Origin of the sequence: Ammoniphilus resinae (genome assembly GCF_017873965.1) — a bacterium.
GTDB classification, from domain to species: Bacteria; Bacillota; Bacilli; order Aneurinibacillales; family RAOX-1; genus Ammoniphilus_A; species Ammoniphilus_A resinae.
In genome coordinates this window covers 1-22,438 of the sequence record NZ_JAGGKT010000034.1, presented here as the reverse complement: position 1 = coordinate 22,438, position 22,438 = coordinate 1, and the positions used below count along the sequence as shown (strand labels likewise).

At 37.3% G+C, this 22,438-nt stretch carries 22 protein-coding genes and 1 pseudogene; 2 read left to right on the top strand and 21 right to left on the bottom strand.

The window, feature by feature from the left end:
- Window positions 1-88 precede the first annotated feature (88 nt).
- Window positions 89-283 (top strand): YvrJ family protein, encoded by a 195-nt coding sequence (locus J2Z37_RS24430; RefSeq protein ID WP_342453884.1) that lies wholly within the window; start codon window positions 89-91, stop codon window positions 281-283.
- Window positions 284-514: 231 nt separating this feature from the next.
- Here J2Z37_RS24430 and J2Z37_RS26070 read toward each other — a convergent pair whose 3' ends face one another.
- Both J2Z37_RS26070 and J2Z37_RS26065 read right to left on the bottom strand, forming a co-directional pair.
- Entirely contained in the window at window positions 515-754 is a 240-nt protein-coding gene (locus J2Z37_RS26070) for a hypothetical protein (protein WP_342453883.1), read from the bottom strand.
- A gap of 288 nt (window positions 755-1,042) precedes the next feature.
- Window positions 1,043-1,330: a helix-turn-helix domain-containing protein gene (locus J2Z37_RS26065; RefSeq protein ID WP_342453882.1), complete on the bottom strand. Its 288-nt coding sequence runs from the start codon at window positions 1,328-1,330 to the stop codon at window positions 1,043-1,045.
- A 467-nt stretch (window positions 1,331-1,797) separates the two neighbouring features.
- On the opposite strand from J2Z37_RS26065, the pseudogene J2Z37_RS26215 reads away from it, so the two are divergent.
- Window positions 1,798-1,890 (top strand): annotated as a pseudogene (locus J2Z37_RS26215) (hypothetical protein); the annotation flags it as partial.
- 168 nt (window positions 1,891-2,058) lie between these two features.
- On the opposite strand, the gene J2Z37_RS24415 reads toward J2Z37_RS26215, so the two are convergent.
- The 19 genes from J2Z37_RS24415 to fabZ form a co-directional block, all read right to left on the bottom strand.
- Window positions 2,059-3,084 carry an acyltransferase family protein gene (locus J2Z37_RS24415; protein ID WP_209812953.1) on the bottom strand — a complete coding sequence of 342 codons (1,026 nt, stop codon included), beginning with the start codon at window positions 3,082-3,084 and terminating at the stop codon, window positions 2,059-2,061.
- 804 nt (window positions 3,085-3,888) lie between these two features.
- Window positions 3,889-4,752: an ATP-grasp fold amidoligase family protein gene (locus tag J2Z37_RS24410; RefSeq protein WP_209812952.1), complete on the bottom strand. Its 864-nt coding sequence runs from the start codon at window positions 4,750-4,752 to the stop codon at window positions 3,889-3,891.
- A gap of 133 nt (window positions 4,753-4,885) precedes the next feature.
- A complete protein-coding gene (locus tag J2Z37_RS24405) occupies window positions 4,886-6,181 on the bottom strand; it encodes a flippase (RefSeq protein ID WP_209812951.1) in 1,296 nt (431 codons plus the stop codon).
- 170 nt (window positions 6,182-6,351) lie between these two features.
- A complete protein-coding gene (locus tag J2Z37_RS24400) occupies window positions 6,352-7,317 on the bottom strand; it encodes a glycosyltransferase family 2 protein (protein WP_209812950.1) in 966 nt (321 codons plus the stop codon).
- A gap of 199 nt (window positions 7,318-7,516) precedes the next feature.
- Complete coding sequence (locus J2Z37_RS24395) at window positions 7,517-8,602, bottom strand: EpsG family protein (protein WP_209812949.1); 1,086 nt, start codon at window positions 8,600-8,602, stop codon at window positions 7,517-7,519.
- 196 nt (window positions 8,603-8,798) lie between these two features.
- On the bottom strand, window positions 8,799-9,608 hold the full coding sequence (locus tag J2Z37_RS24390; RefSeq protein ID WP_209812948.1) for a glycosyltransferase family 2 protein: 810 nt from the start codon (window positions 9,606-9,608) through the stop codon (window positions 8,799-8,801).
- 338 nt (window positions 9,609-9,946) lie between these two features.
- Window positions 9,947-11,059, bottom strand: coding sequence for a glycosyltransferase family 4 protein (locus tag J2Z37_RS24385; RefSeq protein WP_209812947.1), 1,113 nt, complete (start codon window positions 11,057-11,059; stop codon window positions 9,947-9,949).
- A gap of 37 nt (window positions 11,060-11,096) precedes the next feature.
- A complete protein-coding gene (locus tag J2Z37_RS26060; protein WP_209812946.1) occupies window positions 11,097-12,134 on the bottom strand; it encodes a GNAT family N-acetyltransferase in 1,038 nt (345 codons plus the stop codon).
- 8 nt (window positions 12,135-12,142) lie between these two features.
- Window positions 12,143-12,601: a GNAT family N-acetyltransferase gene (locus J2Z37_RS24375; RefSeq protein ID WP_209812945.1), complete on the bottom strand. Its 459-nt coding sequence runs from the start codon at window positions 12,599-12,601 to the stop codon at window positions 12,143-12,145.
- Window positions 12,591-13,226 (bottom strand): sugar transferase, encoded by a 636-nt coding sequence (locus tag J2Z37_RS24370; RefSeq protein ID WP_280922266.1) that lies wholly within the window; start codon window positions 13,224-13,226, stop codon window positions 12,591-12,593. Before J2Z37_RS24370 ends, J2Z37_RS24375 begins: the two co-directional genes overlap by 11 nt.
- Window positions 13,214-14,332, bottom strand: coding sequence for a DegT/DnrJ/EryC1/StrS family aminotransferase (locus J2Z37_RS24365; RefSeq protein WP_209812944.1), 1,119 nt, complete (start codon window positions 14,330-14,332; stop codon window positions 13,214-13,216). Before J2Z37_RS24365 ends, J2Z37_RS24370 begins: the two co-directional genes overlap by 13 nt.
- Before the next feature lie 29 nt (window positions 14,333-14,361).
- Complete coding sequence (gene galU / locus J2Z37_RS24360; RefSeq protein ID WP_209812943.1) at window positions 14,362-15,246, bottom strand: UTP--glucose-1-phosphate uridylyltransferase GalU; 885 nt, start codon at window positions 15,244-15,246, stop codon at window positions 14,362-14,364.
- A 59-nt stretch (window positions 15,247-15,305) separates the two neighbouring features.
- Window positions 15,306-15,530, bottom strand: coding sequence for a type II toxin-antitoxin system HicA family toxin (locus J2Z37_RS24355; protein WP_209812942.1), 225 nt, complete (start codon window positions 15,528-15,530; stop codon window positions 15,306-15,308).
- Window positions 15,527-15,730: a type II toxin-antitoxin system HicB family antitoxin gene (locus tag J2Z37_RS24350; protein WP_209812941.1), complete on the bottom strand. Its 204-nt coding sequence runs from the start codon at window positions 15,728-15,730 to the stop codon at window positions 15,527-15,529. Before J2Z37_RS24350 ends, J2Z37_RS24355 begins: the two co-directional genes overlap by 4 nt.
- Before the next feature lie 247 nt (window positions 15,731-15,977).
- Window positions 15,978-17,801 (bottom strand): polysaccharide biosynthesis protein, encoded by a 1,824-nt coding sequence (locus J2Z37_RS24345; protein WP_209812954.1) that lies wholly within the window; start codon window positions 17,799-17,801, stop codon window positions 15,978-15,980.
- A 360-nt stretch (window positions 17,802-18,161) separates the two neighbouring features.
- On the bottom strand, window positions 18,162-18,926 hold the full coding sequence (locus J2Z37_RS24340) for a tyrosine-protein phosphatase (RefSeq protein WP_209812940.1): 765 nt from the start codon (window positions 18,924-18,926) through the stop codon (window positions 18,162-18,164).
- A gap of 115 nt (window positions 18,927-19,041) precedes the next feature.
- On the bottom strand, window positions 19,042-19,734 hold the full coding sequence (locus tag J2Z37_RS24335) for a CpsD/CapB family tyrosine-protein kinase (protein WP_209812939.1): 693 nt from the start codon (window positions 19,732-19,734) through the stop codon (window positions 19,042-19,044).
- Window positions 19,724-20,482, bottom strand: coding sequence for a YveK family protein (locus tag J2Z37_RS24330; protein WP_209812938.1), 759 nt, complete (start codon window positions 20,480-20,482; stop codon window positions 19,724-19,726). The genes J2Z37_RS24335 and J2Z37_RS24330 overlap by 11 nt, the downstream gene beginning before the upstream one ends.
- Before the next feature lie 97 nt (window positions 20,483-20,579).
- Entirely contained in the window at window positions 20,580-21,005 is a 426-nt protein-coding gene (gene fabZ, locus J2Z37_RS24325) for a 3-hydroxyacyl-ACP dehydratase FabZ (protein WP_209812937.1), read from the bottom strand.
- Window positions 21,006-22,438 lie beyond the last annotated feature (1,433 nt).

The following is a 22,438-nucleotide window of genomic DNA, read 5'->3' as shown; positions in this document are numbered from 1 at the left end:
TCGAAACTGATTTTACAGAAGTTTTGGTATAAGGTGGTCTACTTTTTTCTCAGCGTTTTGCTTAATAATGGCCTACTATTAAACTAGCATTCATAGATTATGTCAATCTAATAAACTCCATTCAAAAGAAGGGAGACTCCTGGAAGCATTTGATCGCATCCCACTGATCAGCAACTTAGGTTTCCCAATCTTTGTTTCCTGGTACCTGCTCACACGCGTGGAAAGAAAAATAGACGCCCTCGCCACCTCGATCACCGAGATGACCCAGGTCATCCATGGCTGAAAAAAAGAAACATAGTTGGTGAAAGCACGGGGAAATGCAACCCCCTATTCTCTTCGCGAGACTAGGGGGATGTTGTATTGAAATATTATTTTACCATAATTCGGTTTTACGAAATTTTTACAAAAGACCTAATTAGGCCTTTTGTAAACTTTACTAAAAAAACGCTTTAACCCGGTGATGGGGTCAGACCCCTTTGCTGAGCTAAAGCGCGGAGCGGTTTAGCGTCTTCGATCACAACTCATTCCATACCTCTAGATTCGTAAACACACGGTTCTTACTAAAGTTTCTCTTCACGTACTTCACAACACTCTCAATCTTTCCCTTAGTTTCGGGATCGTTCTTTCTACATAGGAACACGTTAAACTTCCTCATTTGTTGATAGGATTGAAACTCCTTCGTTAAAATGATATCCCCAGCATTCTCACTCACAGCTATGAGATGGTCTTGATCATAAACAAGTTCTTCTGACATCCCACCAAAATACTCAAAGGCTGCTTAATGGCATTGAATGACATCTCTAGTGGTAAAGGGGCGATCTCTCCACTCCACATACTTATATCTAGAATGAGCTAAAACAAAACCAATAAACCAAAGCTTTCTTGATTTTTCCTCCTTCGTTTTTACGATAGTTTCTCCAAAATCTACTTGAATCTGTTTACCCATAGGCAATTCTTCAACCGCTTGGTACTGTCTATATGTGACTTGTTTGGGAATAGAGTATATTTCCCTTAACTCATTCACATATCTTCTAACTGTACTTTATCCAACCATAATTTGGTAATAATGTTCCTTTAACCAGTCATACACTTGTGCACCAGAAAGATCAGAATGTTCCTTTAACCAATTCAGTATTAGATCTTGATAAGAATCTAGCTTTTTACCTTTTGTTCCACATGAGAGCAACCATTCATTAAATTCCTCTGGTGTTTTCTCTAAATTTCGATACACAGTATTGCGACTAGTCCCTAGCTTCTCAGCGATCTTTTTCACACTAAATCCTTTCTGTTTAAGTTGATGTACTTCCATATACTGCATCCACTTTCTCACTCCTAAATCCTCCTCAACCCTAACTCTATGAATCTAGTATATAGAAGGGATGAGGTTTGAGTAATTAGTAGTGTTCATTTTTAATGAGCGAAAAGTGTTCACTTTATTTTAGCGTTAACAGCTCCCCCAGTTACTAATAAAGCCATAAAATATCCTCCGATGATCAAATCTATGTATATGAGTTAAAAAGGTTCAACTCATCTCTCCCCATTCAGGAACCCCCCCCTAAATCTACAATCTAGGACAACCACCAAAAATTTACACCTTATTAAATCGTGATTAAGATTAATAATTCATTTAAACCCATAAAAGTCCTTTATATAATTTTTAAAAATAAATAAAAATAACAAGATAGATAGATTATATCAGTCTAATAAACCCATTCAAAAGGAGTGAACCCACGGAAGCTTTCTATCCCATCCCACTGATCTGCAAACTAGGTTTCCCCATCTTTAGTTTTATGGTACCTACTCACACGCGTGGAAAGCAAAATGGACGCCCTCACCACCTCAATCACCGAGATGCCCCAGGCCATCCATGGTTGGCAAAAGGGAACTTAGATGGTGGAAGCACGAAATAATGATTTGTTTTGCGAAATAAAGCACAAGACCTTTGTTAAATTTTTTCAAATCAGACGCTTTAGCGAAGTGAAGGGATCAGACCCTCTTGACGAGGTGAAGCGCGGAAGTGCTTCGCCGTCTGCGATCATATGTTATTTAACCGATAAATTAGTTACTGCACACTTTGATTCTCTTAGCTTTTCTTTTCTGTATTCGTTTAGTTAATTTGTTTTGTATGTTTGTAAGCAAACAAGCTATTACAAACACAAAAATAAACCTTGTAACAAAGTTAGCATTTATAATCGGCATACTGGATCCAAACAACTCAATTAAATAAATAGGAATAATATGCCAAAGATAAATCCACATGGAATCATTAGAGAGGAAATATATAAATTTATTATCAAAAAGTTTAAATATTCTCCTTAATCCTAACAACAAATAGAGTCCGAAAATAACACATAATGCGTATGAGATATAATACATGGTTGGTGGGTATTTAGCCGTACCTGTTAATTTAAAATCATATACAAACATCAAAATAATAAATACTCCTAAAAGTATAATGGCTATAGCGAGAATTTCTTTTTTGGACATCTGTTTAATCCTTATCCCGATTGCAGCGATTAGTCCATAAGCAATTGTATATAGCACAAAGTGTTCAAACAACACTCCGATAGGACCGGTTAACAGGTTGGAAATTTGAATTAGACCTAAATATACAAAATAAACAGCTATTAGAAACAAAATATAGATGCTATTGTTTTTTATCTTTTGGCTTACTTCTAAAATCAATGGATTGAAAAAAGCGACTGCTACAAATACTTGTATAATCCATACGTAACCAATACCATCTAGTAAGATATAAGACCTTATTATTTGTTCTATTCCAAAGTAAAACGCCTCTGATCTGATTAAGGAAATGATAAAAAACAAGATAAAAAACATGGTTAAGAATTGCCATGTTGGGATAATTAATCGTTTGAACCTTTTGTTAATATATGAAAAATAATTAATTTTTCTATCCTTATTTGTAAGATAGAACGAAGTCCCCATTAGCAATGCCATTAATGGAACATCGAAACTTCTTAGTTGTAATAAAATAGTAGGTGGATTAATATGTGCAATAATTATTCCAAGTAAAGCTAATGCTCTCAAAATATCAACTTTCTTATCTCTTTCTATAGAAACCAACCAAATCTCTCCCCAATTAGTTTATAACAATGGTTTTCCAACCATAGTGCAATTATATGGAACATCTTTTACAACAACAGTATTTGCTCTTATCGCTAATAATGACCTATTCTCACATTCAGCAACATTTTAGTGCATCACCTTGTAAATATTAAAATAGAATCCGTTGAGGTTTACACACATATAATAAAACAATTATCTCCAATTTTTCTGATACACTATTTAATCCAGCGATTGTAACCTGTTAATTGGAGAGTACAATTTATACCAACTTTAACGTATGGCGAAATGATTATTCCATTTAACTGGCGCACCAACTTTGGGAGGAGTTTCAAAATAAGTACATCTTCCCCAATCTGTCCCTGTCGAGGCATTATTAAATGCGTTCATCATTTGATTTTTTTAAATAGTAAGCTCTAAGAAATTCTGGTAATCTCTAATTTGGATTGATAACTTTTTTCTCATTTCCCAATATTCCCTTGGTTATAGTTTTGTATATTGTTTAATATAAGACCTTCTAAAGGGTTTTAACATTAATGTTTATTCTCACTTGATTCCCCCTATATTAGGATAAATATCATATAATAGGGGGAATTATACAGATGTATGGGTGGGCATGGAATTGAGCGCTTGCACAGGTTAATTAAACAAATCCACAATCTTATTAATCCTTTTAATAAATTACGGAATCTATTACGCTACTGAACTGCCCACATGTACAAAAAGGACCTGCATACAGCAAGACTTTTACTAACTTGAATAATTTAATAAATTCTCGGACTTGTATTTATATTAGATATCTAACTAATACCTTTTTAACTCAAAATTCTGGCCAAATAAATAATCATACTCTACTGGAGTAAATTTCCCTGTTCCATTTTGAGGTGTGAATGTTAATTCACCAAAATAAATATTGTCATTTACGTAATATAAATCTACCCTAACAAAATTAAAACCTTCTGAAAGTTTACTAGCTATATGTATCATTTCATCTAGCTTGTTAGGACGCTCAATATCTTTTAAGGTGTTTTCGTAACTACATTTAACATCCATTTTAATCCAATTTATATCATAAATATTTCTTCGCTTCTTAACTTTAGTATCAGAATAACTATCTAATTGTATATACAATGGGTTGCCATCGTAACAGAAAAAGCGATAATCCATCAGGTCTCCTGATCCATCTTCAATAAATTCTTCGATAACAACTCTTCCTCTAACATGCTTATAGTTTTTTTCACCGTTTTTTTTATAAAAGCTTTTATTAACCCATACATCTATTTGTTTTTTTGCATCCTCAATGTTTAACTTTTTTTTATCATCTACAACTAAATTCCATCCAGAAGCATGTGTTGCTTTAACTACAAACTTGTTCGGCAACCTTTCAAAATTTACTTCACTACTGTTATTATAACAACCAATCTGTGGTATCAAATATTTTTCACCGACTTTATCTTTAACAAAGCTCCGAACATCATTCTTATCAACATATTTCCCACAACTCTCTAAATTACCATAGAATTTCATCCATTGAATTTTTTCATTAAATGATTTAGGTGATTTTAAATTCAAATCGTATCCATGGACAGCTTTAAAATAATGTTTAGTATATAATTTATAATTCAAATGTCTTAATACTTTAAGGTTTATTCTAGAAAATAAATTCATATTTACATCCTTTCCATACATTAATAGCAATTCCTTTTTTAAAAGCCTTAGCAAAATGACTCTCAAACTATTATTATATATAAATCCCAATTGACATGAGCTTTTTTTATAGAATCAAAACTGAAAACAGATATCACTTTAAATTCCTTAATATCAATGCTCTAAAAAACATCTTAGTAAACAATCTAGTCTTTTTAAAGAACAAAGAGGTAACCACGGTAGTAAGTATTTCTGTTAATAAAATTGTGATAGCAGCACCCATTGCACCAAGTTTAGGTATTAATAGTAAGTTCAAACATACACTAAACACTGCACCTAGTCCCAAATAAAAAATGGAATACTTTTGAATTCCTTCGCACAGCATCCAGATTCCTCTAGCGGTGCCAAAAACAGAAAAAACTCCCGCCCATACACTTATTGTTAATAATGTGCTAGCATATTTATACTCTCCTCCATATAAAATATATATAATTAAATCAGAGAACAGGAAAACTAACAATGCACAACTTATATTAATTAAGATCAACATACTGTACATCTGTTGTATTTTTTTTAAGTACTTTCCTTCATTCTCCTTTTTTAGATTCATAATAACCGGTTTAAATGAATTAATTAGTGCTAGTGGTATGAACTTCCACAAATTAGAAACAGCTAATGCCGCCATAAAAAAACCAAGCTGCTCTTTAGAGACCATATTTCCCAATAATACCTTATCTAATTGTGTATACAAAGCCACTAATGTGCCTGATACAATCAAATACCAACTTTGTGAAAAAGCTAGTTTTACATAAGAAAGGCTAAATTTCCACTTAGATTTCTCTGTATTATATCTCCAGTATACATAAAACAAACCAAATGCAATCAAGATTACGTCGACCAGATAGACAAACCCTAACGCAATAATACCAAGGTCAAAAAATACAATAATAATTTTTAATATTGCTGAAATAATGGATACAATCATTCTTACACTAGATGACAGTCGGGAGTTTTGATAAGCCTGAATCCAGTATTCAACTGCTTCAAAACTTCGAAGCAAATATACAAAAGCCATAATAATAATCAAGTACATTTGTATATCATTTTCAATCCCAACGAGCCAAATAGCTAAGAAAGTCATCAATATAATAACAATACTACCAATTAATTTCATAATTATTGAAGAAAATAAAATTGTCCCTTCGGTATCGTCTTTTTGAACAATTGACTTAATAGAAACGCTATCCAATCCCAATGTAGAAAATATCGCAAATAATGCTACAAACGATATCGCATAATTCAACATTCCATAATTTTCTGGACCTAGGTATCTAGCTATTAAAGAGATTGTCAATAAACCTATTGACATTGTAAAGATTTTTTCACCAATTAACCAAAGAGCATTTTTTGCTGTTTTACTTCTTAAAATATTCATTGTTTCATAACCCATAAACCTTCTTAATATTTATATTTCTAGTGATTATTAATACTAATACCTATTATTTTCTTCTGATAAAAAAACTAAATAGCGACTAACTACCATAATGTTATTTTGGAGAGATAATTATAATGTCATAAAATTTAACTTTATCAAATAGTTAAAGAAGGTCTCTGTTACAATTAATTATTTATTCGATACTTTCTAATCCTTTTAGTCTTATTGGTATAATTAAATAACTTAGTTATAATCCAAACAGGGTTTATCATTTTAGGATTCAAAATTCGAACATTTTTTTTCCTTAACTTTCTGTGAACCTCAAATGTTTTTTTATAGCCGAATTTCCTAGCGTTCAAAATGAAGCCTAAACCACTAGAATCATTTATATCTAGTAAAATAAACTCATTTTTAGTCAAATGTGCTTTTAAAAAAGTGTAGCACTTTAAATATTCGATAAAACGTGAGTCAAATATTTTCTCATTAACCGTTGTAGTCAAAGTACCACTATTTCTTGTTACACAATATATTATCTCTTCTGACACTTCAAATTCCCTTAAGTAACATCCAATCTTTGTAGAAAACATAATATCATTTGATGCAATTACTTCTTCAAATAATATCTGATTATTTTTAACAAAACTATGTTTTATTAATTTAGACCATGGCACATAAAATCTATATTTCAAAAACAATTCAGATGTGCGGTTTTTATTTTCAATATAATTTGTTATCAAGTTTGAGTATGGCAAATGTCGAGTATCTACATCTCCTGTGTCAATTTGAATACTAGTTGGTTTAAAAAACACAACATCATTTTCAGAATTAAAATACTTCTTAACTTTTTCTATGAAACCACCTAAAAAATAATCATCTGCATCAGCAAATAATAGCCAGTCACCTTTAGCATGTTTTAAACCAATGTTCCTACAGGCACCAGCACCTTTATTTTGTGAGGTGTTTGTATGAAATTCTACATTATTTCTACTGTAGCTAAATGATAATTTTTTATATTTTTCTTTCTCTTCCTTGTCGCTATTATCATCTACAACTATAACTTGAATTGCATAGGTTTCAGGTATTGATTCCAATAATTTCAGTAGAGATGAAATACTATTATAATGCGGAATAATAATTGATAATTTTATCATTATTTACATCCTCGTATATTATTTATAAGAATTTAATATTTATAATCATACTTATTCAGTTACATATCATTCCCTATGTAACAACTGTATTTTGACTTAATTTTCGATACCGTTTTATTTTGTAGTACCGGAGTATACGTATGACAATTGTTTGCTTTTGTATGCTATGAAGCTTTTGTGTTCTAATCGAGAAATCAACCTAATAAAATATTTTTAAAGGTTTATATAAATCAATAACATTAAAATATACGAATAATAAAATACTTATCCCCATACTAAAAACTAACCAAATTTTTTGGTATTTAGATTTTATTGTCACTATGGGATAGAATAATAATATCGGAATCAATAACCAAGCATAGGCTGCAATTCGATCTGAATAACCTATAAATCCAAATAGAACATAAATACTACTTAGCGAGATATAACATTTTAGTAGCCATTCATACAATAGATCATTACGTAAATAAATATATTTAAAGGTTAGTCCCCATAACATCCAAATTGATGTGAATATAAAAAAGTCTAAGCGATTAACAGAGCCGTAATCCTCAATAACACTATTTGCTGTATAACCTGTTACTTTTTCTTCTACACCACCACCAACAAGAAAAGAAAGATCTAACATGAGAGTTTTATTTAACCCCGTAATCATTAATACTGAAGAAATTACAAATATTAATAATAAAAAATTAATTTTCAAATTATATCTTCTAACAATAAGTAGAATGCCCAAAATAATTGCAGTCATATGAAATGATACAGCGAGACACAAGAAAAGAATACTTTTTTTATATTTTTTATTATACAAATAAACAATAACTAATAGAGTTATTGGAATAGCAATCCCTTGCCTTAATATATTGGTAGTGAAATTATAAAAATAAAAAAAGCTTAAGAAGCCAAAAAATAGTAATGGTAAATCACTAATTTTTACTACTTTTTTTAAAGCTAAAAACAGTAATCCAAATATAAATAAAGTTGTCATAGATATAAACGCTAATTCATTTACTGAAATTTCTGAAAAAATCCATTGATATAATACAAATCCAAATTCAAAACTAGAATAATTAATGGCTTCTATTAAAGATAAATTACTCAATACCTTTAAAGAGCTTATATATCTAAACATATCGCCTGTAAAAGGTCTTAGTATTGATACTAGTAAAACAATTACTAACATAATAATTAACAATAAGTAAGAATATATCTTTGTACGAAAAAATGTTTTGGATAGAAGCTGACCGATACCAACCCATACCGCAATAAAAAAATAGTAAAACATATAAACCGCCTTTAATTAAGTTATTTCATACTGTTGAACACGATATTTATTTGATAGAGTTTAATAAAGAAGTTTTATCAGAAGTAAACAAGCTTTAGAACCCTTTTAAAGTTTTAGTAACAGCTCTCAAAAGAAGTAAAGTAATTTAATAAACAGCTTTTATTGGCATAATATCAAACATATGAATAAATGATGTTTATTTTTCTTTAAACACTATAGAACTGATCTTCCTCCTATAACTAAAAGGTAGAAGGCTAACAAAAAATGAAATAACAGGCAATGGCAAATAATATATATATTGCTTACTAAGGATCATAAACTTCATTTGCAATAGCATTGAATTATACGTATATTTTAACCTTTTTTTATTCTCGAATGATTGGTTACTATGAATTCTCTTAGCTGTTAGCTTAGATTCAATAATCCCCATCTTTTTATTGCTTAACAAAGCTCTTAACCACAATTCGTAATCCAACTGACTCTTTCTATCAATATTATAGGCACCGAGCTTAATCAATTCATTTTTATTAATAAGAACAGAAGAGTGACTTATTCTATTCCTGAATAGTAACTTATGATCAATAAATGTTAATAGGTTATTTCCACATTTAATATCTTTCCAGTTAGGTTTTTCATCATCATAAATTAACTCAGATAATGTTGAGACTAAAAAAAAAGATTTATTTTCACTAATAATATCAACTTGACATTCTAGTTTTTCGGGATGCATCAAGTCGTCAGCATCTATATTCGCTATATACTCCCCTTTTGCATTATTTATAGCCATATTTAATGATTTTGCTCTCCCCATCCCACCTGATGATATAACTTTTATCCTCTTATCTTTTGACTGATATTCTTTTAATATCACTGCCGTTCGATCAGTTGAACCATCATCAATAATTATCATTTCCCATTCTTTAAATGTTTGATTAATTACAGAGTCGATCGTATAAGATATTGTATTTTCTCCATTCCTAACAGTACATATTACTGATACTAACATTAATTAACTCCTTCTATAAACAAGATTCAATCAAATGTTTCCTATAATCCCCGTTAACCTTAGTATGCTTTCTAAGCAAATATACTTTCTTTTCTCACTCCAGATCTTCAACAAATAATATATTCCAAATAATTTTGAAAGCTACGATGTAAGGTTGATTACCTCATTTTCCAGTATTTTTTGTGATTATAATGTTTAATATTGTTATAAATTAATCGAACAAAAGGATTTTTTTAATCTGTTGTTTATAATAATCTCCTTTTTACTTTTCAAAATAACAAGGTGTGCTGTCATTATTTTCATGCTATGTTTTGTTATAATACATTGAAACCTAATCATTAATGTTTAGTTCTCGAATAATATATCTTCTTTAATTTTTGAAGTACATTAGTCATATTAAAGCCCTGGATAATTTCCGTATTATATTGCCCATAAGTTAAACGTAATTTTTTTGAATCTGTAATATTATTAATAGCTTCAGCAAATCCGCTAACATCAGATGATTCGATTAAAAATCCACCTTTATTATTATGAATTAAATCACTGTTTCCTCTTATATGTGAACATACAACCGGTAATCCACATGCCATTGACTCCATTAATGCAACAGACAATCCCTCTCTAAAAGAAGGGAAAACAAATATATCAGAAGCCTTAAAGATTTCATTGATGTCTTTTCGAAACCCTAACAATTTAACTCGATCGCCTAATCCTAGTTCATTTGCTAACCTTTTTAAATTCCCTTCTAGGGGGCCCAGGCCACATATTACATAATATATTTCCGAATTTCCCAACTGTGCGATTGCCTTTATAATAGTTTCGTGATTTTTATTTTTATTCAATTCTCCTACTGATAGTACAACAAAGGAATCCTTTGGTAAGCCTAGTTCACGACGTTTTTCAGCTTTATCTACAGCTACATTATTAAATTTATTTATATCTATTCCTACACCTGGAAGGTATTCTATAGCTCCAGCTTTAAACGACTTTTTTGCTCTTTGAAAATCCTCTTGATTGATCGTGATTAGTACATCTGTATATTTTGACAACCACTTCTCAATAGAATAGTAAATTAACCAATTCTGTAGCGGAGCACCTTTATAAAAGTGAAATCCATGAGCGGTATACATCACTCGGACATTTTTTAGCTTTTTACATGCAAGTCTAACACATACTGATGCTACTGGCGTATGTGTATGGACAACATCATAACCTTTTTCTATTATCAATTTTTTTAAGTTTTTATACGCTACGATATTAGAAGGATTGACAGGAGATCGGCTAAATTCTATATTGTAGGCATTACATCCCAAGTCAATCAGTTCTTGATTAATTGGTTTACCAATATTGCAAGCCATATCAACAGTATGTCCTTCCTCTAATAACATATTAATATGCGATGTGAAGAAACCCATTGTATCAGATACGGTGGTTACATATAATATTTTCATTATCTAAATCTCCAAACTAATACCTTATTGAAATTACCTACCCTCTGTACAAAGGGAAAAATGACGTGCCAGGATTAAACTCTTCTTCCTTACTACGAATCTTAACTAATTCATTATATTTCTCTCTATCAAATATTTTTTTACCGACATAAAAATCATAAACGCCATTCGGTGCAAAGCTTTTTTTATATTTATAGATACCGTCATCCGCACCATAACCGCCACCTAGGATAAAACGTTTTAGACCCTTCTCTTTTGCCCACTTAATGATTTCAAATTTCAATAAACTATTGGCATTAAGATGGAAGAATTCTCTGTTCGTTCCGCCTAAAAATGAATAGCAATTTTCAGTTCCGTAGATTACAAGTTCAGTTGAAATAACCTGTCCTTCATATAGAACATGGAAATAAACATATTGGTTTGTCATTTCATTAATGATTTGAAAAAAATCTTCTTTAAAATAGAAATTTTCTTTTGCATTTGAACGATCCATTGTACCATAATACATCTTTAAAAAATCATCTAACCTTGATCCTTTTGAATCAATTTCAATTTCTAATCCTGTTTTAGTCGCTTTTTTAATGCTTTTTCTTACTTTATGCTCAAAATCCATAAACATATCATCAAGTGGCAATTCCAAACTCCGAATTACGTTTCGAGTATGAGTTTCGCATAAACCGTTGTAATATTTGCGATAATCATTTAACAAATGGAACCTAACAAACTCACTTACAAAACCTTTATTCTTACAAAAATCATCGTATGCTTCATTTACAGTCTTATAATCATTACCTTCAACTATAAATCCGCCATATCCATAGGGCGTTGAAAGATCAAAATAAGTGTCGATCGGTAACTTATTTTTAAATATTCTTTCATGAGCGATATCTCTTTTCATGACAACATTTATAGCCCTAGTACTCCCATCATCATAGTAAAATAAAATGGGTTCACCATTTCCGTGCATTTGGAAGGCTTTCACATAACCACTTAAATAATTCACATCGTTATCATTGAAACTTCTTACAATTTCGTCCCACTTATCAGCTTGTCCTATAGTAATTGCTTTTAACACTTTACCACCTACAATTTCTTTTTCATATATCTTCTTTCAGTTTCAAACCCTAATCCTTCATATAAACTATGTGCAATAGCATTAACTTCTGAAACAAATAAATCAATAGTCTTAATTCCATCTATTAAAGCATGCTCTTCTACCTTTTTCATTAACTTTTTAGCAATTCCTTTTCCTCTATATTTGCTATCTAACGCTATCTGATTAATATGGAATCTCTTTTCACAAAAAAAATCATGTATATAAATCCATACAAACCCACATAATTTTTCATCTTCTAATGCCGCAAAAATAATTGCGCTTCCGTCTTTAATATAACCGTGCAGTTGTTTTACTTTTTCCTCGCTCATATTTGTACTTAATTCATGCGAAAGATTAAAATTCATCATATATGTTTCAGTCAATAAACTTAAAATTCCATCTTCATGGGCAACGAAATTTTCATATTCTATTCTCTTAATTATCAAAGGAATTTCTCCTTTCAACATCTAAATCTTTTAGAGGTGCCTTATCTATTACTACTACACCCTCTCGTTTAAATGCTTTTATAATAGTCTTTAGAATTATTTTAATATCAAGGTAAAAACTAATATTAGTAACATATTCAATATCCGTTGCTAATCTCTCTTCCCAATTAAGGTGATTTCTTCCGCTTATTTGTGCGAGACCAGATAGACCAGGTCTAACTGAGTGCCTTAATTTCTCATTCTCAGTATAAAAGGGTAAATACCGTATTATTAGTGGTCTCGGCCCCACAACACTCATATCCCCCTTGAGTATATTAAACAACTCCGGCAACTCATCCAAACTTGTCGACCTCAAAAACCTCCCAAATTTCGTCAACCTCACGCTATCCGGCAGCAACTCCCCATTCTCATCCCGCTCATCCGTCATCGTCCGAAACTTATACATCGTAAAAATCTTCTCGTTCAACCCCGGCCTTTTCTGCATAAATAGCACTGGACTCCCTAGCTTTACTCTGACAAGAATAGCAACAGCCAAAAGAACCGGACTAAGAACGATAATAGCAATCAACGACAATAGAAAATCCATTGGTCTTTTTATAAATCGTCTATACATTATTCGCTCCATATTTTCTTAATTATCCCTACAACCCTCTCCAAATCCCCATCCGTCATCTTGGTATCTGACGGCAAACAAACCCCATTCCCAAACAACCTCTCCGATACACCTTCACCCACAAAATCATACTTCTCAAAGAACGGTTGCATATGCATTGGCTTCCAGATCGGCCTTGACTCAATATTCTCTTTCTCAAGAGCCGCCATCACATCAAGGGGTCTTACTTTTCCGGTCAACGTCATACTGCTTAGCCAGTAGTTCGGTTCATTCCACTCATTGCTAGGCATAAATTGAACACCTTCAAGTCCACCAAGCTCTCTTCTATAAAAATTAAAGATGTAGTTCTTCTTTTCAACTCTCTGGTCCAACACCTTAAGCTGCCCTCTACCAATTCCCGCAACGACATTACTCATCCGGTAGTTGAACCCTAATTCGCTATGCTGATAATGCCTGGCTTGATCCCTGGATTGCGTAGCCCAGAATCTTGCCTTGGCAATTCTCTCCTCATTATTTGAAACAAGCATGCCACCACCAGAAGTCGTGATAATCTTGTTTCCATTAAAAGAGAAGATTCCATAATCACCAAAAGTCCCCGTGTGCTTACCTTTATAGTAAGTACCTAAGGACTCCGCAGCATCTTCTATTAAGGGCACATTATGTTTCTTGCAAAGCTGCACAATGGGGTCCATGTCTGCCGACAAACCATATAAATGTACCATCAACACAGCTTTGACATTCGGATACTTCTCAAAAGCTTCTTCTAAAGCTTTGGGACTCATATTCCACGTTTCATCATCACTATCTATAAAAACAGGAATGGCATTTTGATAGATGATTGGATTGGCTGTTGCGGAGAAAGTGAGTGTGGAGCAAAAAACGATATCCCCTTCACCTACTCCTGCAGCTTTGAGTGCCAAATGAATAGCAGCAGTCCCAGAAGAAAGAGCTGCTGCCGCTTTCGAGCCAACTTTAGCAGCTAGCTCTTTTTCAAATTCATTGACATTCTTCCCAAGAGGTGCAATCCAATTGGTATCAAACGCTTCTTGTACATATTGCATTTCATAGCCTTCATCACTCATGTGTGGGGATGAAAGATATATCTTGTTATCGGTCATTTCCAATAGCCTCTTTCATGTAAAAGTCATTATTTATTTAATAGCGTCTCTTGTTCCAAAAGGCTCTCAAAAAACTTTAGCAAATCCCCTCTCAACTCTTCCCTCTCCAACGCAAACTCCACCTGCGTCTTAATAAACCCGAGCTTCTCCCCGACATCATACCGGGTCCCCTCAAAATCATAGGCATACACCTGCTCAAACCGATTGAGCTGCGCAATGGCATCCGTCAACTGAATCTCCCCACCAGCCCCAGGTTCCTGATTATCCAGAACATCAAAAATCCGTGGACTAAGGATATATCTTCCCATAATCGCCAAATTGGATGGCGCGTTTTCTCTCTTCGGTTTTTCCACCAAGTTATTAACACTAAAAAACCGCTCATCCAGTTGCTTGGCATCGACAATCCCATAACGGGATACTTCATCATCCGGTACATGCTGCACGCCAATCACAGAAGCCCGATATCTCTCATACTGCTCTATCATTTGACGCAAGCAAGGTTTTTCTGCCTTAACGATGTCATCTCCTAATAACACAGCAAACGGCTCATTGCCAATAAACTTGCGCGCACACCAAATGGCATGCCCTAACCCTTTGGGTTCCTTTTGGCGGATATAATGGATATCTACCATTTTCGAGGATTTTTGCACTTCATCTAATAGATCGAGCTTGCCTTTTTCTAAAAGATTTTGTTCTAATTCAAAAGAATGGTCGAAATGGTCTTCAATGGCACGTTTGCCTTTTCCAGTAACGATAATAATATCTTCAATCCCCGATTCAACAGCTTCTTCTACAATATATTGAATCGTTGGTTTATCAACGATGGGTAACATTTCCTTAGGCATGGCTTTGGTCGCCGGTAAGAATCGGGTTCCGAGGCCAGCTGCTGGGATAATGGCTTTTCTGACTTTCATGAGGCACGTCCTTTCATTTATAAAAAAAATAAAAACCAACTTTTCGTTGGTTTAATCTATTATCCTAAATAATTCATAAACTCTTCCACAGTCATTGAGGCTTGCCTTATTATCGACTTTAAAGTACCTGCTGCTAATTCATTATGCATAGGTACAATGGCTATCCGTCCATCAGGATGCTTTAACTTAACATGACTGCCTTTTTGGCTTACTTGTTCAAAAGATGCATTTAGAAGTGCACGAATCGCTTCCTTACCGGATACAACAGGTAATGCTAGACTCATGTCCGCACCTCAATATCTAAAGGAGCAATGATTGGTGAGCTGATTAATTCAAGAGCTTCATCTTCAAAATAAAGTTCCAATGCCTCTTTAAGATTGTCTAACGCTTCTTCCATACTATTCCCTTGGCTCGCAACCTCCACTTCAATGCACCTGGCAACATAGAATTTACCTTCTTTGACAATCGCAGCTGTCAACCTCATTTTCTAACCCTCCTCACCTTTCAACTTCCTTCCATGCTTTATTCCATTATAACATGGATGTATCCCATTATCGGCAGTTCATTCAATATTTAATCCTACTTGGGACCCGGGGGATATTGGCGTTTGACTTGCCACTTTAACAAAGATGTGGCGTCAAAACCTCTCTAAGGGAGCTCAGGGGGTCAGACACAACCTTCGCCTTCCGGCTTCGGGAGTCTGACCCCCATTCGTTCCAAGACTCCTTCGTCTATCTCACCGCTACTAACTCCCTCGGTGCCACTCGGTTATTCGCCAAATCTAGCAATCTCTGTTTTAACACCAATGGATCTGTCTCTTTATTATGTAATATCTCGTGAATCTCTTCCATATAAAGTCGCGCTGTTTTCCCGATGTAAATCTTGGGATACACTTGCTCTTCATGCACTTCACCTTCGCCAAGCAGCTCTTCAAACAGCTTCTCGCCTGGGCGTACGCCGGTGAATTCGATGCCGATTTCGTGTTCGGTATAGCCGGACAAGCGGATGAGGTTGCGGGCTAGGTCCACAATCTTCACAGGTTCACCCATATCGAGGACAAAGATTTCTCCGCCTTCAGCCAAGGCTCCTGCTTGTAACACCAAGCGGGAGGCTTCCGGGATGGTCATGAAATAACGGACCATTTCCGGATGTGTGACGGTGACGGGTCCCCCTTTTTTAATTTGCGCTTTGAAAAGCGGGATGACGCTGCCGCGGCTTCCCAGTACGTTTCCAAAACGGACGGCGACAAAGCGGGTTTGGCTGTGGCGGTCGAGATCCTGGATGATCATTTCCGCAATGCGCTTGGTTGAACCCATGACGCTGGTGGGATTGACGGCTTTGTCCGTGGAAATCATGACAAAGGTATCGACTTTGTGATAATCCGCGGCCTCGGCGACGTTTTTCGTGCCGATGACGTTGTTTTTCACGGCTTCTTCCGGGTTGCGTTCCATCAATGGGACATGTTTATGTGCGGCGGCATGGAACACGACAGATGGTTTGTGTTTTTTCATCAGGTAAAACATTTTTTCGCGATCCTGTACGTCCGCGATTTCGGTTATGTATTCGATGTCGTTTTCGTTATTGTTCTTGAGTTCCATTTCAATAGTATAAATACTGTTTTCCCCATGGCCAAGCAGGATGACTTTGGCTGGTGAAAATCGGGAAATCTGCCGGCAGACTTCGGAGCCAATGGATCCTCCTGCCCCCGTGACAAGAACAACATTGCCTGCGATGTATTCTTTGATCGCTGCGGTATCGAGCTCTACAGGTTCGCGTCCGAGCAGGTCTTCCACCTGGACATCGCGGATTTCGTTGACGGAGAGCTTTCCGGATACCAAATCTTCGAGCATGGGAACGGTTTGCACTTTCACTCGAGTTTTGTTACATTCTTGAATGATGGAGTTTAATTGCTGTTTTCGCAAAGAAGGAATGGCGATGATGATATGATTGATGTGGAATTTCTCAACCGCATTGGCAATCGTCTCCCTCCCGCCATGAACGGGAAGACCCAGGATTTCCAAACGCTGCTTGGTTGGATCATCATCGATAAAAGCCACAGGATAAAGGTCGGTGTCATTGCTATGCTTCAATTGCCTGGCTACCATCGTTCCTGCTGCCCCGGCGCCGATAATCAGCACACGCTTTTTATCATGACTGTGATCTTTGCTGACATAGGTGTCCCGGTACAACCGCCAGGAGAAGCGCACGCCGCCAATCAGAATGATGTGCATCATCCAGGTGATGGCCAGTGTTCGAAAGTAGATATCCTGGCTGATCAGGTATTGAACGGCTGCGGTAATCAGAATAGAAAAGGTAACCGCCTTAAACACGGAGATTAGCTCACCGATACTGGCGTACTTCCATACCCTTTTATACAACTTGTAGTAATGAGCAAATAGATGATGGCCGACTAAAAGGGTAATGGAGCTGATAAACAATGTCGATGTAAAGCCCCTGATCGTAGGCGCCAGGATAAAATTACAGATGTAAATAGAAGTGAGGACGATGATGGAATCAATCGTCATCAAAGAAGCTAAGCGTTTCTCGTATGTCACTTCTTTCCCCTCTTTCATTTCTCTCTTTTTTCTATCTCAATTAAAAAAGGATAAACCCTTTTCCGAAAAGAATAATTGGATTACTCGGCTCGGAAAAGATTTCATCCATAAAATTTTGGAGGTCTGACCGGTTGCGAACACGTTATTTCTGGTGGTCAGACCGCCATTAGTTTCTATCTCATAATTTCCATTTAATTCCAATCCACATCTCTCTACTTTCACTTCTTAAAATAGGGCATCGAACCCCGCCTCACATCACACCACCGACAATACAAGTCTAAGGTAATTGATATATACCCACGGCATGACCGAGTGCCTACGATTGATACAGGTTAGTAGACATTACCTAGATGAAGTTCATTAGAAGATCCCAAATAGTTTCTTTCGCAAACGAATTGGCGGTGGGACGTCACAATCTCGGCCTTTGAGGAGATCTTCCGCAAAGTGTTGGTACATTTTCGTATATTCAGTGCCCACTTTTTGATTAATCACTTGATAGGCTTCAGCGAGGACGGCTCCCCGTGAACCTGTGTTATGGGCATCGGTTGCGATAAAATGAACGAGGTTGTGCTTGATCATCTCCAAGGAGATCTTCTGCAGGTTCTTCCCGAACTTCCCGGCCACACTCGCCGCTGTCAACTGGGACATGGCCCCGCGCTTGACGAGTCGGTAGAGCAGATTAAGATCCGCGCTGATCTCTTTATTGCGTTCTGGATGGGGGATGATCGGGACAAATCCGGCGAGCTGGATTTGGAAAATCAACTGATCGACATATCTAGGAAGATGGTCATGGGGCAATTCTAGTAAAATATGTCGTTGCTGCTGATTCACTGTAAGCAGCTGGTCCTGTTTGAGCTCTTCAACTACTTCCCCGTGGATGTGAATTTCCATCCCTGGAACGATTCGTAGTGGAATTTGATGTTCTGCCAGCAATTGCTCCACGGCAGCGGTTCTCTCGCGAATGACCTCTGGCGGATTCGTGTAGGTTCCATCAAGGTGGTGTGGTGTAGCGACAATGGTGTGTATGCCATTTTCCACTGCTTGTTTTGCCATGTTTAAGGTATCTTCCGCGTTCTGTGCCCCGTCATCAAGGCCGTAAAGAATATGGGAATGAATATCGATCATGGACTAACCACCTTCCTACTTAAGTCCTAATACACACATTTTATCCCTTCAAACTATAGTTGGCAAACTATTTTTCCCCTTTTTGTAATAATATGGGGAAATTTGTAGTGGCCAACTAGCTCTTATTTCCGTAGTAATAGTAGTAGTAACTATCGCCTTGCATTTTTTTATTGTTCAGCACAACCCCTAATAGATTCGCTTTTACGTTGGTGAGCAGGGTTTTGGCTTTGAGGGCGACATCCTTGTTGGTGACGCCGGAATTGACGACCAAAATCACCCCACTCACCTTGGACGCCAAAATCTGCGCATCGGTCACCGCGATCACGGGTGGGGTGTCAAAGAAAATTTGGTCATAGGCCAAAGAGGCTTCCTGAATGAAGCGTGCCATCGCTTTGGATCCCAAAAGCTCTGCCGGGTTTGGCGGGATCGGCCCCGATGTGACGACATGCAAATAAGGGTTGTCCGTTTCCTGGGCAACCTCTTGCAAGGTGTCTTGTCCCGTCAGAAAAGTGGTTAAACCCTTTCGATTGACCAGTTGAAAAGTATGGTGTACCGTTGGTTTGCGCAAATCAGAGTCAACCAGCAAGGTCCGCTTTTCCCCTTGGGCTGTCACGACTGCCAAATTGGCGACCGTAGTGGATTTCCCTTCGGAAGGACCTGTACTGGTTACCATGACGGTTTTTAGTTCCTGGTCCACACTAGCAAACTGAATGTTCGTACGAAGGGTGCGATAGGACTCGGAAATGGGAGATTTGGGATTCGATAAGGTAATGAGGCTTCTTCTCTCGTGATTTAGTTTAGGCTTCAATTCCTTTCCCTCCCATTGCTGCAGATTTTGCGTTTGCTGTCCCTAGCTTATCTTCTGATTTGTAATCGATGGTCGCGATCGCTCCAAGTACGGAAAGTCCCAGGATTTGCTCTACATCCTGTTCGGTTTTAATCGTATTATCCAAGTACTCTAGTAAAAATACGATTCCGACAGAGGCCATAAGTCCTACAACAAGGGCAATCGCCATATTCAAGTACGGCTTCGGCTTAACTGGGGATGGCTTCTCCGCGATTTTCGCCTCGGCCAAGATTTGCACGTTATCGACGCTCATGATGGTCTTGATCTCTTGCTGAAAAGTGGTCGCGATCCCATTGGCAATCTTCACGGCCATCAATGGATCGGGGTCTGTCACGGTGATGGACATGACCTGGGAATCACGGACCGCTGTGACATTGATTTTGTTGCCTAACTGGCTTGCTGTCATGTCTAATCCCATATTGGAAATCGCCTTTTCCAATATTCTCGGGCTTTTAATAATCACGTTATAGGTATCAATTAATCGCAGATTGGTCTGGATATCGTTGGCTGTAGGCATCATTAGGTCATTTTTATTCTCGCTTTTGTTTACGAGCAGCTGGGTCGATGATTCATAGATGGGGGTTAACACAAAAAAGCTGACAATCCCGCTTACAACAGTTGCCAGCACGGTTACTAGTGCGATGATCCATATTCTTTTTCGTATGATTTCCAACAATTCTCTCAGGTCTATAGTTGTCTCTTGTTCCATTGGTTTCCCCTAACTTTCTGGTTCTTTTTTCCCATTTCTCCTAACATTTTACATTATACGATAGTCTTCGACAAATTTCATTTATTTTTTTGGGGAACTATTTCCCAATGGCAAACATCATGTCGCCTTCTGCTGCGATTTTATCGCCTACTTTGGCTATGGCGTGGCCTTTTCCGATGCCGCGGCGGATGGTGGTCATCTCGACTTCCAGGGTCAACGTGTCTCCAGGGCGGACTTGCTCTTTAAAACGGAAATTGTCGATCCCCGCAAAAAAGGCGATCTTCCCTTTGTTCTCTTCGAGGCTAAGGACAGATACGGCTCCTACTTGGGCGAGTGCTTCGACAATGAGGACGCCTGGCATGACGGCATAGTCGGGGAAATGCCCTTGGAAAAATTGTTCATTGGCAGTGACGTTTTTGATTCCCACGGCGCGTTTTCCTGGTTCTAGTTCTAGCACCTTATCGACTAATAAAAACGGGTAGCGGTGTGGAATGATTTCTTTGATTTGTTCAATGTTTAACATGGGGTTTGCTCCTTTTGTTGTATGTATTTCGTCCGGAGACGATCTTTTATGATGGGATAAGACGGAAGACTCACTTTTCTTCCAGTCCCAGGAAGATTATACCGTAAAAACTGTCGAATCACCATAGAAGGGCGTTGGTTTTGGGAGAATGGCGATGGGCGGGGGGGCTTGGTGTGGGGATGGGGCTCTTCGGGTGGGACCTTGCTTTGGATGAAGGGGTGGTTTATGGAGCTAGGGGTAAGGAAGGGGGGGAGGTAGGAGGTATTTGTTTTGGGCCTTTTGACCACTCTCCCTTTTAGTCAGGAAATCCATCTTATGGCCACTGTCGGCTACCTTGTTTTCCCTACTCTTCCTTATGTAAAGGAGAGTACTCCTCTTAAGGGTGAATACGCTCACTCATATGTGCTCGGCTGTTCTCTCCCAGTGCAGATAGGCCTTGTCGCCGCGATATGCTAGCTTCTCTTCTTGTGCCTAAAGTTGGGTTGGTTTGGGAGGGAAGGAGGAAATAAAGAGGGGAGAGTCATTAGAGATGTATAGAGGGGGGATCAGTGTTAAGTGGTAAGCAGTCTTTGAAAATCAATAAGGTATGCTTGAGGAGAATGAGAATAGTCCAACTCCTATAATTGGCACACACCCCCCGCCTCATGGAAGGGAGTTATGAGTAACAGGCTTCCCCTCTAATTTCGACCGGGTTGGGGAGAATACCCATCTTCCTGTCACTATCCTTGGCTTTTTCTGACTGGATCTGGGGTAAGGACGGGGGGCCTGTCACTAATCCGGCCTTTCTCTGACTCGATCTGGGGAAATGGCGGGGCGCCTGTCACTAATCTGGCCTTTCTCTGACTCGATCTGGGGTAAGGGCGGGGCGCTTGTCACTAATCTGGCCTTTCTCTGACTCGATCTGGGGAAAAGGCGGGGTGCCTGTCACTATTCCGGGCTTTGTCTGACTCGATCTGGGGAATGTGCGGGGCGCCTGTCACGAATCCGGTCTTTCTCTGACTCGATCTGGGGAAATGGCAGGGCGCCTGTCACTAATCTGGCCTTTCTCTGACTCGATCTGGGGTAAGGGCGGGGCGCTTGTCACTAATCTGGCCTTTCTCTGACTCGATCTGGAGAAAAGGCAGGGTGCCTGTCACTAATCTAGCTTTTGTCTGACTCGATCTGGGGGAAGGGCGGGGCGCCTGTCACTAATCTGGCCTTTGTCTGACTCGATCTGGAGAAAAGGCAGGGTGCCTGTCACTAATCTGGCCTTTGTCTGACTCGATCTGGAGAAAAGGCAGGGTGCCTGTCACTATTCCGGCCTTAATTTGACTGGAACGAGGGAAAGGGCGAGATCTCTTCGGTCAGGCAAAACTCTTTTCCCACCTCACCCTGTCAGAATCAGCTCCGGATTCGGTCGGGCTTACCTCTTTTCCCATCCCACCCTGTCAGAA

Coding starts and splice junctions, on each gene's coding strand:
- J2Z37_RS24405 (WP_209812951.1), bottom strand. CDS start 6,181: ATGGGTTATGAAACAATGAATATTTTAAGAAGTAAAACAGCAAAAAAT.
- J2Z37_RS24410 (WP_209812952.1), bottom strand. CDS start 4,752: ATGAATTTATTTTCTAGAATAAACCTTAAAGTATTAAGACATTTGAAT.
- J2Z37_RS24350 (WP_209812941.1), bottom strand. CDS start 15,730: ATGAGGTTGACAGCTGCGATTGTCAAAGAAGGTAAATTCTATGTTGCC.
- J2Z37_RS24365 (WP_209812944.1), bottom strand. CDS start 14,332: ATGACCGATAACAAGATATATCTTTCATCCCCACACATGAGTGATGAA.
- J2Z37_RS24340 (WP_209812940.1), bottom strand. CDS start 18,926: ATGATCGATATTCATTCCCATATTCTTTACGGCCTTGATGACGGGGCA.
- J2Z37_RS24400 (WP_209812950.1), bottom strand. CDS start 7,317: ATGATAAAATTATCAATTATTATTCCGCATTATAATAGTATTTCATCT.
- J2Z37_RS24395 (WP_209812949.1), bottom strand. CDS start 8,602: ATGTTTTACTATTTTTTTATTGCGGTATGGGTTGGTATCGGTCAGCTT.
- fabZ (WP_209812937.1), bottom strand. CDS start 21,005: ATGTTAAACATTGAACAAATCAAAGAAATCATTCCACACCGCTACCCG.
- J2Z37_RS24370 (WP_280922266.1), bottom strand. CDS start 13,226: ATGGAGCGAATAATGTATAGACGATTTATAAAAAGACCAATGGATTTT.
- galU (WP_209812943.1), bottom strand. CDS start 15,246: ATGAAAGTCAGAAAAGCCATTATCCCAGCAGCTGGCCTCGGAACCCGA.
- J2Z37_RS24355 (WP_209812942.1), bottom strand. CDS start 15,530: ATGAGTCTAGCATTACCTGTTGTATCCGGTAAGGAAGCGATTCGTGCA.
- J2Z37_RS24390 (WP_209812948.1), bottom strand. CDS start 9,608: ATGTTAGTATCAGTAATATGTACTGTTAGGAATGGAGAAAATACAATA.
- J2Z37_RS24385 (WP_209812947.1), bottom strand. CDS start 11,059: ATGAAAATATTATATGTAACCACCGTATCTGATACAATGGGTTTCTTC.
- J2Z37_RS24330 (WP_209812938.1), bottom strand. CDS start 20,482: ATGGAACAAGAGACAACTATAGACCTGAGAGAATTGTTGGAAATCATA.
- J2Z37_RS26070 (WP_342453883.1), bottom strand. CDS start 754: ATGTCAGAAGAACTTGTTTATGATCAAGACCATCTCATAGCTGTGAGT.